At 59.7% G+C, this 12,925-nt stretch carries 13 protein-coding genes; 11 read left to right on the forward strand and 2 right to left on the reverse strand.

What is annotated here, in order from left to right; all coding sequences use genetic code 11:
* Positions 1 to 178 precede the first annotated feature (178 nt).
* The gene (locus tag AC1Q9F_RS14860) at positions 179 to 1,399 is read right to left on the reverse strand and encodes a CaiB/BaiF CoA transferase family protein (RefSeq protein WP_492620345.1); all 1,221 of its coding nucleotides are present in this window, start codon (positions 1,397 to 1,399) and stop codon (positions 179 to 181) included.
* Between the two features lie 13 nt (positions 1,400 to 1,412).
* The gene (locus AC1Q9F_RS14865; protein WP_011331834.1) at positions 1,413 to 2,594 is read right to left on the reverse strand and encodes an acyl-CoA dehydrogenase; all 1,182 of its coding nucleotides are present in this window, start codon (positions 2,592 to 2,594) and stop codon (positions 1,413 to 1,415) included.
* Positions 2,595 to 2,752: 158 nt separating this feature from the next.
* Here AC1Q9F_RS14865 and AC1Q9F_RS14870 point away from each other — a divergent pair, with 158 nt between their 5' ends.
* From AC1Q9F_RS14870 to AC1Q9F_RS14920, 11 genes are all read left to right on the forward strand, one after another.
* Positions 2,753 to 3,652 (forward strand): LysR family transcriptional regulator, encoded by a 900-nt coding sequence (locus AC1Q9F_RS14870; RefSeq protein WP_007953904.1) that lies wholly within the window; start codon positions 2,753 to 2,755, stop codon positions 3,650 to 3,652.
* Positions 3,653 to 4,086: 434 nt separating this feature from the next.
* On the forward strand, positions 4,087 to 5,208 hold the full coding sequence (locus tag AC1Q9F_RS14875; RefSeq protein ID WP_011331831.1) for a Re/Si-specific NAD(P)(+) transhydrogenase subunit alpha: 1,122 nt from the start codon (positions 4,087 to 4,089) through the stop codon (positions 5,206 to 5,208).
* A 15-nt stretch (positions 5,209 to 5,223) separates the two neighbouring features.
* Positions 5,224 to 5,544 carry an NAD(P) transhydrogenase subunit alpha part 2 gene (locus tag AC1Q9F_RS14880; RefSeq protein WP_003220416.1) on the forward strand — a complete coding sequence of 107 codons (321 nt, stop codon included), beginning with the start codon at positions 5,224 to 5,226 and terminating at the stop codon, positions 5,542 to 5,544.
* Complete coding sequence (locus AC1Q9F_RS14885) at positions 5,544 to 6,977, forward strand: NAD(P)(+) transhydrogenase (Re/Si-specific) subunit beta (protein WP_492620344.1); 1,434 nt, start codon at positions 5,544 to 5,546, stop codon at positions 6,975 to 6,977. The genes AC1Q9F_RS14880 and AC1Q9F_RS14885 overlap by 1 nt, the downstream gene beginning before the upstream one ends.
* A 214-nt stretch (positions 6,978 to 7,191) precedes the next feature.
* A complete protein-coding gene (gene scpC, locus AC1Q9F_RS14890) occupies positions 7,192 to 8,685 on the forward strand; it encodes a succinyl-CoA:acetate CoA-transferase ScpC (protein ID WP_064592552.1) in 1,494 nt (497 codons plus the stop codon).
* Between the two features lie 321 nt (positions 8,686 to 9,006).
* The gene (locus AC1Q9F_RS14895) at positions 9,007 to 9,222 is read left to right on the forward strand and encodes a DUF1127 domain-containing protein (protein ID WP_007911656.1); all 216 of its coding nucleotides are present in this window, start codon (positions 9,007 to 9,009) and stop codon (positions 9,220 to 9,222) included.
* A 163-nt stretch (positions 9,223 to 9,385) separates the two neighbouring features.
* The gene (locus tag AC1Q9F_RS14900; protein ID WP_431768088.1) at positions 9,386 to 9,688 is read left to right on the forward strand and encodes a DUF1127 domain-containing protein; all 303 of its coding nucleotides are present in this window, start codon (positions 9,386 to 9,388) and stop codon (positions 9,686 to 9,688) included.
* 133 nt (positions 9,689 to 9,821) lie between these two features.
* Positions 9,822 to 10,139, forward strand: a complete 318-nt coding sequence (locus tag AC1Q9F_RS14905; protein WP_007953908.1) for a DUF2388 domain-containing protein — start codon at positions 9,822 to 9,824, stop codon at positions 10,137 to 10,139.
* A 107-nt stretch (positions 10,140 to 10,246) separates the two neighbouring features.
* Positions 10,247 to 10,555, forward strand: a complete 309-nt coding sequence (locus tag AC1Q9F_RS14910; RefSeq protein WP_207984584.1) for a DUF2388 domain-containing protein — start codon at positions 10,247 to 10,249, stop codon at positions 10,553 to 10,555.
* 27 nt (positions 10,556 to 10,582) lie between these two features.
* Positions 10,583 to 10,903, forward strand: coding sequence for a DUF2388 domain-containing protein (locus tag AC1Q9F_RS14915; protein WP_007953910.1), 321 nt, complete (start codon positions 10,583 to 10,585; stop codon positions 10,901 to 10,903).
* The gene (locus AC1Q9F_RS14920) at positions 10,900 to 12,861 is read left to right on the forward strand and encodes a DUF7844 domain-containing protein (protein WP_492620343.1); all 1,962 of its coding nucleotides are present in this window, start codon (positions 10,900 to 10,902) and stop codon (positions 12,859 to 12,861) included. The genes AC1Q9F_RS14915 and AC1Q9F_RS14920 overlap by 4 nt, the downstream gene beginning before the upstream one ends.
* Positions 12,862 to 12,925 lie beyond the last annotated feature (64 nt).

Here is a 12,925-nt window from a genome sequence, read left to right on the forward strand (position 1 = left end):
TCTCAAGGAGTTTTCCGTTTCGACTGCGCCGGAAGTGGGGCGAATTATAGAGACTCAGAATCTGCCGTCAACCCTTAATTTCGCTTTTCTTTCAATAACTTGCAGATAGGCCAAAAAACATCCAACTCCCTCTATATAGAAGAAAGATTCAGCATCCCCTCTATATAGAGAGAAACCATCAGAGCACTCCATCCTCTTTCATCGCAGCCACTGCTCCAGCCCCAAGACCCAGCACCCGCTGCAAAACGTCCAAGGTGTGTTCGCCCAACAAAGGAGGCGCAAGGCGATACTCGACAGGCGTCCGCGACAACCGGATCGGGCTGGCCACCTGCGGCACCATCCCCGCCAGCGCGTGAGGCAGCTCAATAGCCAACCCGCGAGATTTCACCTGCGGATCCTCGAACACCTGCGCCAGATCATTGATCGGCCCACACGGCACACCTGCCTGCTCCAGCTGAGCCACCCACTCTGCGGTCGTCTTGAAGACTGTCGCCTGACGGATCAGCGGAATCAGCACAGCCCGGTTCGCCACTCGCAGTTTATTAGTCGCGAAACGCGGATCGTCCGCCCACTGCGGCCGCCCCGCCACCTCGGCGAACTTGCGGAACTGCCCGTCATTACCCACCGTGAGAATGAAGTCACCGTCAGCCGTAGGAAAATCCTGATACGGCACGATGTTCGGATGCGCATTCCCCAGCCGCTTAGGCGCCGTGCCCGTCGTCAGGTAGTTCATCGCCTGGTTGGCCAGACACGCAACCTGTACATCCAGCAGCGCCATATCGATATGCTGCCCACCACCATCGTGATCACGATGAGCAAGCGCTGCCAGGATCGCCACGGTCGAATACAGGCCAGTCAGGATATCCGTAAGCGCCACACCCACCTTTACCGGCCCGGCACCCTCATCACCTTCCGGTCGCCCGGTCAGGCTCATCAGCCCGCCAAGACCCTGGATCATGAAGTCATAACCCGCACGCTTGGCATACGGCCCGGTCTGACCGAAACCGGTGATCGAGCAATAGATCAGATCCGGATTGATCGCCTTCAGCGACTCGTAATCCAGGCCATAAGCCGCCAGACCACCCACCTTGAAGTTCTCGATCAGGATGTCGGACTTGGCTGCCAACTCCCTTACCAGCTTCTGACCCTCGGGACGCGTGAAGTCGATCGTCACCGATTGCTTGTTGCGGTTAGCCGACAGGTAATAAGCCGCCTCGCTGGTGTTCTCACCATAGGCGTCTTTCAGGAAGGGCGGCCCCCAGGCACGAGTGTCGTCACCATTACCCGGGCGCTCGACCTTGATCACTTCCGCCCCGAGATCGGCCAGGATCTGACCAGCCCATGGGCCGGCCAGCACTCGCGATAAATCCAGTACCCGCAGATGCGACAGCGCGCCCATGGTCGCTCTCCTATTAATAGAACGCCTGCAGGCCGGTCTGCGCACGACCGAGGATCAGCGCGTGAACGTCGTGAGTACCTTCATAGGTATTCACCACTTCCAGGTTGACCAGGTGACGGGCCACGCCGAATTCATCGGAGATCCCGTTGCCGCCCAACATGTCACGCGCCATGCGGGCGATCTCGAGAGACTTGCCGCAAGAGTTGCGCTTCATGATCGAAGTGATTTCAACCGCAGCAGTGCCTTCGTCCTTCATGCGGCCCAGACGCAGACAGCCTTGCAGTGCCAAAGTGATCTCGGTCTGCATGTCAGCCAGCTTCTTCTGGATCAACTGAGTGGCGGCCAGCGGACGACCGAACTGTTGACGATCCAGGGTGTACTGGCGAGCGGTGTGCCAGCAGAACTCGGCCGCGCCCAGCGCGCCCCAGGAGATGCCATAACGTGCGGAGTTGAGGCAGGTGAACGGACCTTTCAGACCACGCACGTCCGGGAAGATGTTCTCTTCCGGCACGAATACGTTGTCCATGACGATTTCGCCGGTGATCGAAGCCCGCAGGCCGACCTTGCCATGAATCGCCGGAGCGCTCAGGCCTTTCCAGCCCTTCTCCAGAACGAAACCACGGATGTCGCCGGCATCGTCCTTGGCCCAGACCACGAACACATCGGCGATCGGGCTGTTGGTGATCCACATCTTGGCACCGGTCAGGCTGTAGCCGCCGTCGACTTTGCGTGCACGCGTAATCATCGCGCCCGGGTCGGAGCCGTGGTTCGGTTCGGTCAGACCGAAGCAGCCGATCCACTCCCCGGAAGCCAGTTTCGGCAGGTACTTCTGCTTCTGCGCTTCAGTACCGAATTCGTTGATCGGCACCATCACCAGCGAAGACTGCACGCTCATCATCGAACGATAGCCAGAGTCGACACGCTCGACTTCACGGGCAATCAGGCCATAGCTGACGTAGTTGAGGCCACTGCCGCCGTACTGCTCGGGAATAGTCGCGCCCAACAGGCCTACCTCACCCATTTCACGGAAGATCGCCGGATCGGTCTTCTCATGGCGGAAGGCTTCCAGAACACGTGGCGCGAGGCTCTGCTGGGCAAACTGCTCGGCCGTGTCGCGGATCATGCGTTCTTCTTCAGTCAGCTGTTGATCCAGCAACAGGGGATCGATCCAGTTGAAGCTAGCTTTACCGCCCATGAGTGAGTCCTCGCAAATCGGGTGAATTAACGTGGCATTGATCCTAGGCCCGCTTCGCCATCCCGGCAAACGAGGATTTCGCATCCTGTTGTGCTAATTTCTCACTCCGAAACGTCGCGAAATGCCAATTAAGCGATGTATTAGTGAGGTTGACGTACATGCGCCGCAAGATACCCAGCACCACCGCCCTGATCAGCTTCGAGGCTGCCGCCCGTCACGAGAGCTTTACCAAGGCCGCCGAAGAACTTTCCCTGACACAGGGCGCCATTTGCCGACAGATCGCCAGCCTCGAGGACTTCCTCAGCGTCGAACTGTTCCGACGCTCCCGTCGCGGGGTGAAGCTGACCGAAGCGGGTCTTTCCTACAGCCGTCGAGTAGCGACCCAACTCGATGCCGTTGAGCGCGACACCCTGTCGGTGATGGGTCAGCAAGGCACCAATGTGATCGAGCTCGCCGTGGTACCCACCTTCGGCACGCAATGGCTGCTGCCAAGATTGAAGGACTTCCAGCTCAAGCACCCGGAAGTGACGGTCAACCTGACCAACCGCACCCGCCCGTTCCTGTTTGCCGACACTGACTTCGATGCCGCCATTTACTTTGGCGATGCCGACTGGTCCGGTACCGAATCCCACAGACTGATGGGCGAGAATCCGATGCCGGTATGCAGTCCCGCCCTGCTCGGCAACAAGACGCATCTGACACCCGATGAAATCGCCGATCTGCCGCTGCTCCAGCAAACCACCCGCCCCTATGCCTGGCGACAGTGGTTCAACTCGCAGCACCTGAACATCCCCCGCGACATGACAGGTCCGCGCTACGAGCTATTCTCCATGCTGGCCCAGGCGGCCATGCACGATATGGGCATCGCGCTGATCCCACCATTCCTCATTCAGCGCGAACTGGCCGAGAAACGTCTGGTGATTGCCAACCCGAACGCGCTCTCCAGCATCAAGGCGTATTACCTGATGATTCCGGAGCGAAAGGTCGAATCGGCGTCACTCAAGGCTTTTCGCGACTGGCTGGTTAACCAGGCACACAGCTACAACCTAGAAGGATGAAGGGTTACAGCGTTTGCTAACCCCGTAGTCAGGAAAATCAAAGCCCTACAGATATAACTATTTGTCGCAAATAGACAGACTGTATCCGAAAGTCGTACAGACGTCCCACAAGCGCCTGCCGACGTGGCTTTGAGCCCTCATTCGCGACTCATTGCGACCTATTCACGTCACCGATGAGAAAATTCTTCAAATTCATCCAGACTCCTTGAAAGGCACGGCCTGCAAGGGATTCAACTGGCCATCTGCGACATTCGGTCACGGGATGACTTGTAGTTAATTTTCCGTCACCCGTCATAATCCCTTGAAGGGCATAAACTTCGCCTGCAAAATGCCGCGCCCCGCCCTGATTTGGCGGGATCGTGCTGATCGGCCGCCCCAGTCGCACCATCCGTAGTGCATGGGTTTACTCAATAAGATCACGCAGGAGATTTGACGTGCACATTGGTGTTCCTCTCGAAACCCAGACCGGTGAAACACGGGTTGCTGCAACCCCGGAAACCATTAAAAAGCTGATCAGCCAAGGTCATAAGGTCACTGTGCAAACCGGCGCCGGCGTTAAAGCCAGCGTTGTCGACAGTGCCTATGAAGCGGCAGGCGCAACCATTGGCAGTGCCAATGACGCGTTTGGCGCCGAGCTGATTCTCAAAGTGGTCGCGCCAAGCGATGCCGAACTGACGCTGATCAAGCGCGGAACGGTGCTGGTGGGCATGCTCAACCCGTTCAACAACGACACCATCGCGAAGATGGCCGAGTGCGGGATTACCGCGTTCGCCCTGGAAGCGGCGCCACGCACCTCCCGGGCCCAGAGCCTCGACGTGCTGTCGTCCCAGGCGAACATTGCCGGCTATAAGGCGGTGCTGCTGGCCGCTCACTACTATCCGCGCTTCATGCCGATGCTGATGACCGCTGCGGGCACCGTGAAAGCGGCGCGTGTGCTGATTCTGGGTGCTGGTGTGGCCGGGTTGCAGGCAATTGCCACGGCGAAACGTCTGGGTGCCGTCATCGAAGCGTCCGACGTACGTCCGGCCGTGAAGGAACAGATCGAATCCCTCGGCGCCAAGTTCGTCGACGTGCCTTACGAGACCGATGAAGAACGCGAATGCGCGGTCGGCGTCGGTGGTTACGCGCGCCCGATGCCGGCGAGCTGGATGCAGCGTCAGGCCCAGGCCGTGCACGAGCGCGCCAAGCAGGCGGACATCGTCATCACCACCGCACTGATCCCGGGCCGCAAGGCACCGACGCTGCTGAGCGCGGACACCGTGGCGCAGATGAAACCCGGCTCGGTGGTCATCGACCTCGCTGCAGCCCAGGGTGGCAACTGCCCGCTGACCGTGGCCGATCAGGTCGTGATCGAGAACGGCGTGACCATCGTCGGCCCGACCAACCTTGCCGGTGAAGTCGCCGCAGACGCCTCGGCGCTGTACGCACGCAACCTGCTGGACTTCCTGAAGCTGGTCTTCACCAAAGAAGGCCAGTTCGAAGTGAACCTCGAAGACGACATCGTCGCCGCGTGCCTGATGTGCCGCGACGGCCAAGTCATCCGCAAAAACGCCTAAGCAGGGATTCAGACGATGGAAGAGCTTATCTCCCCCGGTATCTACAACCTGATCATCTTCGTGCTGGCGATTTATGTCGGTTACCACGTGGTCTGGAACGTTACACCCGCACTGCACACGCCGCTGATGGCGGTGACCAACGCCATTTCGGCGATCGTGATTGTCGGCGCCATGCTCGCCGCCGCGCTGACCGTCACTCCGCTGGGCAAGACCATGGGCACCCTCGCCGTGGCACTGGCCGCGGTCAACGTGTTCGGTGGCTTCCTGGTCACCCGCCGCATGCTTGAGATGTTCAAGAAGAAAGCCCCGAAAGCAAAAGAAGAGGCGCCTAAGTAATGAGCATGAACCTCGTCACGACGCTCTACCTGATCGCGTCGATCTGCTTCATCCAGGCCCTCAAGGGCCTTTCGCACCCGACCACGTCGCGCCGCGGCAACCTGTTCGGCATGCTCGGCATGGCGCTGGCAATCCTCACCACCGTCGGCCTCATCTATAAGCTCGGTGCTGAGCTGGCGACTGCTGGCATCGGTTACGTGATCGTCGGCCTGCTGATCGGCGGCACCGCCGGTTCGATCATGGCCAAACGCGTTGAAATGACCAAGATGCCGGAACTGGTTGCGTTCATGCACAGCATGATCGGTCTGGCAGCGGTGTTCATCGCCATTGCTGCCGTGGTTGAGCCGCAGTCGCTGGGGATCGTCAAGCAACTGGGCGACTCGATCCCGGCGGGTAACCGTCTGGAGCTGTTCCTCGGCGCAGCCATCGGTGCAATCACCTTCTCCGGTTCGGTGATTGCCTTCGGCAAGCTGTCGGGCAAGTACAAGTTCCGTCTGTTCCAGGGCGCACCAGTACAGTTCAGCGGTCAGCACAAGCTGAATGCGGTACTGGGTCTGGCGACGCTGATCCTCGGCGTCACCTTCATGCTGACCGGCAACCTCGCCGCGTTCGCACTGATGCTGGCCCTGGCGTTCGTCATGGGTGTGCTGATCATCATCCCGATCGGCGGCGCCGACATGCCGGTGGTGGTGTCGATGCTCAACAGCTATTCCGGCTGGGCAGCGGCGGGTATCGGCTTCTCGCTGAACAACTCGATGCTGATCATTGCCGGCTCCCTGGTGGGTTCAAGCGGTGCGATCCTCTCGTACATCATGTGCAAGGCGATGAACCGTTCCTTCTTTAATGTACTGCTCGGCGGTTTCGGCAATACAGTAGATGCCGGCCCTGCCGGTGAGAAGGAAGCCCGTCCGGTGAAATCCGGTTCGGCTGACGACGCGACCTTCCTGCTGACCAACGCTGACACAGTGATCATCGTTCCGGGTTACGGCCTGGCGGTGGCCCGTGCACAGCACGCGCTGAAAGAGCTGACCGAGAAGCTGACTCATCACGGCGTGACCGTGAAGTACGCGATCCACCCGGTGGCCGGTCGGATGCCTGGACACATGAACGTACTGCTGGCCGAGGCAGAAGTGCCGTACGACCAGGTGTTCGAGATGGAAGACATCAACTCCGAGTTCGGCCAGGCCGACGTGGTGCTGGTGCTCGGCGCCAACGACGTGGTCAACCCGGCCGCCAAGAACGATCCGAAATCGCCGATCGCCGGCATGCCGATCCTCGAAGCGTTCAAGGCCAAGACCATCATCGTCAACAAGCGCTCGATGGCCAGCGGCTATGCCGGTCTGGACAACGAACTGTTCTACCTGGACAAGACCATGATGGTGTTCGGCGACGCGAAAAAAGTCATCGAAGACATGGTCAAAGCGGTCGAGTAACCCTCGCCGGCAACACCGAACGCCCCGACTTGTCGGGGCGTTTTTGTTTGCGCAAAACGTCGGACAATTTGCCGCGTTGTTGCAGATCCGGTAACGGTGTTTTACTTGAAACCCGCTAAATAGACGCCTCGTTTGCGACCTTGGTAGCGGGACAGGCGCTCGCGAAATTCACTAGACTGCGCATCCTGCTACTCGCTGCCCGAGAAAATAATCCATGTACCGTGACCGTATTCGCCTGCCTTCGTTGTTGGATAAAGTGATGAGCGCCGCCGACGCCGCTGCGCTGATTGAGGACGGTATGACCGTCGGCATGAGCGGCTTCACCCGCGCCGGCGAAGCCAAGGCCGTGCCGCATGCGCTGGCCGAGCGAGCCAAGGTCACGCCGCTGAAGATCAGCCTGATGACCGGCGCCAGCCTGGGCAACGACCTCGACAAGCAACTGACCGAAGCCGGCGTGCTGTCGCGGCGTATGCCGTTCCAGGTCGACAGCACCTTGCGCAAGGCGATCAACGCCGGCGAAGTGATGTTCATCGACCAGCACCTGTCGGAAACCGTCGAACAACTGCGCAACCAGCAACTGAAGCTGCCGGACATCGCCGTGATCGAAGCCGTGGCCATCACCGAACAGGGCCACATCGTGCCGACCACCTCGGTGGGCAACTCGGCGAGCTTCGCGATCTTCGCCAAACACGTGATCGTCGAGATCAACCTGGCGCACAACGCCAACCTCGAAGGTCTGCATGACATCTATATTCCGACCTATCGTCCGACTCGCACACCAATTCCGCTGGTAAAGGTCGACGACCGCATCGGCAGCACCGCGATCCCGATCCCGCCGGAGAAGATCGTCGCCATCGTCATCACCCAGCAGTCGGACTCGCCGTCCACCGTGTCGTCGCCGGATGTCGATACCAAAGCCATCGCCGATCACTTGATCACTTTTCTCAAGCAGGAAGTCGACGCCGGGCGCATGACCAACAAGCTCGGACCGCTGCAGGCCGGGATCGGCAACATTGCCAACGCGGTGATGTGCGGGCTGATCGATTCGCCGTTCGAAGATCTGACCATGTACTCCGAAGTGCTGCAGGACTCGACCTTTGACCTGATCGACGCCGGCAAGCTGAGCTTCGCCTCCGGTAGCTCGATCACCCTGTCGGAGCGGCGCAACAGCGACGTGTTCGGCAACCTGGAGAAGTACAAGGACAAACTTGTTTTGCGTCCGCAGGAAATCTCCAACCACCCGGAAGTGGTGCGGCGCTTGGGCATCATCGGCATCAACACGGCCCTTGAGTTCGACATCTATGGCAACGTCAACTCCACCCATGTCTGCGGCACGCGGATGATGAACGGCATCGGCGGTTCGGGCGACTTCGCGCGCAACGCACACCTGGCGGTGTTCGTGACCAAATCGATCGCCAAGGGCGGCGCGATTTCCAGCGTGGTGCCGATGGTCAGCCACGTCGACCATACCGAGCATGACGTCGACATCCTGGTGACCGAGGTAGGCCTGGCCGACCTGCGCGGCTTGGCGCCACGGGAACGCGCCCGGGTCATCATCGATAACTGTGTGCACCCGGATTTCCGCCAGGCGCTGAACGACTACTTCGACAAAGCCTGCGCCATTGGCGGCCACACCCCGCACATCCTGCGTGATGCCCTGAGCTGGCACATCAATCTGGAAGAAACCGGACGCATGCTGGCGGTGTAATCCGCACAGATTTTCCGCTGGCGCAAACACAGTTTCGCCAGCGGGATTGTGAAAACCACCGCAACTGTCAAAAACTGTACTGCTGTACCGGTCTTTTCCTACGGCTTTTGCCTACTCGAATCATCGAATTGGGTAAAAATGCACCAAATAGGCGCAGACAGGTACAGTTTGCGCAATTTTGACCCGTACACCCCCTATAAACAGTTAACTGGTCACTCACAATACAGGTGAACTGTATCTAGAGAGTCTGGCCAAACGAGAGGATCATGGGCACCAGTTAAACCACTACCTAATCCCGCCACAAGCGGAAGGATGTCAACCATGGAACGTACACTCAGTTCCGAACTGTTCTTCGAAGACAAAGCTGTAAACACCCAGGCTTCCCTGCCTCTGCGCGTTATCGCCAACCTGATGCTGTGGCAGCGCCGCATCTCCAGCCGCCACCAACTGGCTCGTCTGGATTCGCGTCTGCTGGCTGACGCCGGGATTAGCGAAGCACAACGCTACGAAGAGCTGAGCAAGCCGTTCTGGCGCTAAGCAGCGTCGCTGGCTCTGGTCGCTAGACCCACCGCCAGCAACCCGAATTGAACACACAAGACCCGTCGCGGGAAACCGCGACGGGTCTTGTCGTTTCAGGGCCTGAAAATAGCCAATACAGCGGACCAACTGGGAGACAGGTACAGTTTCAATAAAAACCAAATTGAACCAGTACAATTATGTGCCGGTGTATCTGTTTCTGCATCTGCTTCCGGCTCAACATGACTTTCCGCCTCCACTGGAAAAGGAAATGGTCATGAATGACTTACAGGATGTTTCGGCAATTTCGAGCCCCGCCCCTGTTCGGCGTCCACTGCTGCGACGCCTTCTAAAGCTGCTCTGGGAGGGTCTTGAGCGCGCCAGGACGCGACGCCTGCTGGCTCAACTCGATGGACGGGATCTTGCAGACCTCGGTCTCAGCCATGCCGATCGATTGAATGAAATGGAAAAACCCTTCTGGCGCTAGCACTCTGCCCTCTGTGCGAATCTGGCGCGCGAGCCTAATATCCATGCAGAACGTGGCGAATGCTGTGCGACTGGCGTCTGACCTTCAGACACCGAGCCACCTCTCAATACGGTTTATCCACAGGAGTTCTCCCATGTCCCGTCTTCGTCTACTCAGCGCCGCCGCCCTGCTGGCCGTAGCTGCCAACGCCAGCGCCACCAGCTTTATCGTGACCACCGACGCCGTGGTTGGCGCGCTCAAGTCCTCCTCCGACGCCACTTCCGACGTCACCTCGTCCTTCCGTGACGACAAGATCGTGCTCGCCGCCCGTGACGACGCTGCCAGCTTCGTGGCCAGCGAAGGTGAAATCCGTGGCGTGAAACTGGAGAGCGCACTGGATCACATCCGTCATCAGGCTCCGCAACTGAACGCGACCGACGCACAGCTGGCTCAGGCCATTCTGACGATCTAAGCGACAGGGGCATCTCGGGACACGCCGCTAGTGTCCCGATGTTTCGGCGCTGGCTCTAGTCCGGGCATTGCGCTAGCCTTGGGACTCGCCAACAGCTGCCGAGTCCCATGCGTTTTCTTTCAAATCTGCTTATCCCTTCTGTACTGTTCACCGCCTGCTGGACTCCTCTGGCAGACGCCTTCGATGTGTCCACACAAAACACCGTTGTCAGCGTCTGGGCCACCGGCATGGTGTCTTCCGCGCCGTTCGACCGTAAACTGATCATCGCCGCGCACGACGATGCTGCAGCGTTCGTTGCCAGTGACGGCCAGATGCGCGGTGCACAGCTCGAATCCGCCCTGCATTACCTGCGCAAGAGCCGGCCAAAACTTCATGTCAGCGACCTTGAACTGGCACAGGCAATTCTCGTCCAATAGTCATCCCTGTCTTTTCGGAGTCGTTCCATGCGTAGCCCGCTGATTGCTGCCGCCCTTGGCCTGCTGTTGTTGGCCGATATGGCCCAGGCGCACACCCTGGTAGCCACCAGTAACATCATCGTCCGAGCGTCCCAGCGCACCATCGATTTCACCTCCGACACCACCACGTCGATTCGCGATTCGAAAATCATCCGCGAAGCCCACGACGACGCCGCCAGTTTCGTGGCCAGCGATGGTGATATCCGTGGTGCAAATCTGGAAGCCGCCTTCAATACCTTGCGCACCCGCGTGCCGGAAGCTCGCGACGCCAGTGATCAGGTACTCGCCGAAGCCATCCTCGCACTGTGAAGTCACTCGGCGCCTGGCTGCTGGCCGGGGCGTTGTTGCTGCTTGGCAACAGCGCCCACGCCGGCCTGCAATTGCGGCTCAAGACCGACGGCCTGAGCCCCGCCCAACAACAGGCCAGCCAGGCGCTGCTCGATGAAGCCATGCAGGCATTGCCGCCAAGCTTCATCGAACGCCTGGACCGGCGCATCGATGTCGGCTGGACCGACGACATGCCCGGCAACGCCTACGGCCAGGCGACGCTCGTCTCCGAGCTGGACCTGAACCGCAAACTGCTCGCCAGCCTCACGGATGGCAGCGCGGCCACTCAAAAAACCAATCGCCCCCACGGCACCGTTCGCCGGGAACTGCTGGCCACGGTGCTGCACGAAATCACCCATATTTACGATCGCGCGCGCTTGTGGCCAGCGGCCGAACGCACGTTGATCCAGCGCTGCACCCGGCGCAACAACAGCGCCGGGCTGATCGGCATTCCCGATGAATGCCGTGGCCAGAACGGTCGTCGCTTCACCCTCAGCGATGATCCACGCTTGCTCGACCTCGCCGGCTGGCAGCAATACGTCGGGCGCCGGGGTGAGCGAGAACAGCACAACCGGCAGATCGCCCGCAGCCCCGACCTCTACGAAATCTCCAGCCCGAAGGAGTTTGTCGCGGTCAACATGGAGTATTTCCTCCTCGACCCGAGCTACGCCTGCCGTCGCCCGGCGCTGTATCGCTATTACCAGGAGCACTTCGGCTGGGCACCGCCAGCAAAGGATGAATGCGCCAAAACCTTCGCTTTCCTCAATGCCGGCAACGACTTTGCCAAACAGCCCCTGGGCCAGGTCGATCCGGAGCGCGTGTACGCGGTGGACTACCTGTTGGCCGAAGCCAACCAGAACTGGGTCAGCCGTTGGGGCCACAGCATGTTGCGTCTGGTGATCTGTGCACCGGGCCGACCACGCGGGCCGGACTGCCGACTGGATCTGGATCAGCATCTGGTGCTGTCATACCGCGCCTTCGTCGGCGACGTGCAGCTGTCGAGCTGGGACGGCCTGGTCGGCAAGTACCCGTCGCGCCTATTTGTGTTGCCGCTGGCGCAGGTGATCGACGAATACACCAAGACCGAACTGCGCAGCCTGGCGTCGGTGCCGCTGAATCTCTCGCGCAGCGAAATCGAGGGCGTGGTCGAACACGCCGCCGAAATGCACTGGAGCTACGACGGCAATTACTTCTTCCTCTCCAACAACTGTGCGGTGGAAGGCCTGAAACTGCTGCGCAGCGGCAGCAACAACGCCCGGCTCACCGGCCTCGACAGCATCATGCCCAACGGTCTGCTGGAAGTGCTGAAAGGGCGAGGCCTGGCCGACACCAGCGTGCTCGATGATCCGAAAGAGGCATTGCGCCTGGGTTATCGCTTCGACTCGTTCCGTGATCGTTATCAAGCGATGTTCGACGTTTTGAAGAAGCAATTGCCGATCAAGCAGACAACCGTTGAAGAATGGCTTTCGCTGTCTGCCGAAGAGCGTCGTCCATGGTTCGAACGGGCCGACCTGCGCACCAGCGCCGCGCTGTTGTTGCTGGAGCAAGCCAGTTTCCGCCGCCAATTGCTGTTGGCTCAGGATGAGGTCAAGCAACGTTACCTCGGCGCCCGGGAGCTGGAAAACGGTGGCATGGACAAGGCCAACGCGACCTTGCAGCAAATTCTCGCCAACAGCGGCTTTCTCAGTCGACCGGCAGAATTGCTCGACTCCCGAGGTTATGGCCTGCCGCAACCGAGCGAATTCAGCCGACTGGAAGCAGAAAGCAGCCAGCGGCAGAAACAGTTGCTGGCCCTGACCGGCGATCTCGATAAGGAAGTGCGCGCATTGCTCGAGCCCAAACGAGCGGCCGAGATTGCGGCCAGCGAGGCCAACGTGAAGCAGATCGGCGAGCATCTGCGCAAACTGCACAAAGCCTCCGGCGGACTGGAATTGCCCTGAAAAACAACGGCCCTGAAAACAAAAGACCGCAGCCTGTGAAGGCTGCGGTCTTTTTTATTGCCTG

The sequence above is a fragment of the Pseudomonas sp. GW823-FHT04A03 genome (assembly GCF_058796615.1).

Coding starts and splice junctions, on each gene's coding strand:
- AC1Q9F_RS14910 (WP_207984584.1), top strand. CDS start 10,247: ATGCGTTTTCTTTCAAATCTGCTTATCCCTTCTGTACTGTTCACCGCC.
- AC1Q9F_RS14865 (WP_011331834.1), bottom strand. CDS start 2,594: ATGGGCGGTAAAGCTAGCTTCAACTGGATCGATCCCCTGTTGCTGGAT.
- AC1Q9F_RS14905 (WP_007953908.1), top strand. CDS start 9,822: ATGTCCCGTCTTCGTCTACTCAGCGCCGCCGCCCTGCTGGCCGTAGCT.
- scpC (WP_064592552.1), top strand. CDS start 7,192: ATGTACCGTGACCGTATTCGCCTGCCTTCGTTGTTGGATAAAGTGATG.
- AC1Q9F_RS14915 (WP_007953910.1), top strand. CDS start 10,583: ATGCGTAGCCCGCTGATTGCTGCCGCCCTTGGCCTGCTGTTGTTGGCC.
- AC1Q9F_RS14860 (WP_492620345.1), bottom strand. CDS start 1,399: ATGGGCGCGCTGTCGCATCTGCGGGTACTGGATTTATCGCGAGTGCTG.
- AC1Q9F_RS14885 (WP_492620344.1), top strand. CDS start 5,544: ATGAGCATGAACCTCGTCACGACGCTCTACCTGATCGCGTCGATCTGC.
- AC1Q9F_RS14880 (WP_003220416.1), top strand. CDS start 5,224: ATGGAAGAGCTTATCTCCCCCGGTATCTACAACCTGATCATCTTCGTG.
- AC1Q9F_RS14870 (WP_007953904.1), top strand. CDS start 2,753: ATGCGCCGCAAGATACCCAGCACCACCGCCCTGATCAGCTTCGAGGCT.
- AC1Q9F_RS14895 (WP_007911656.1), top strand. CDS start 9,007: ATGGAACGTACACTCAGTTCCGAACTGTTCTTCGAAGACAAAGCTGTA.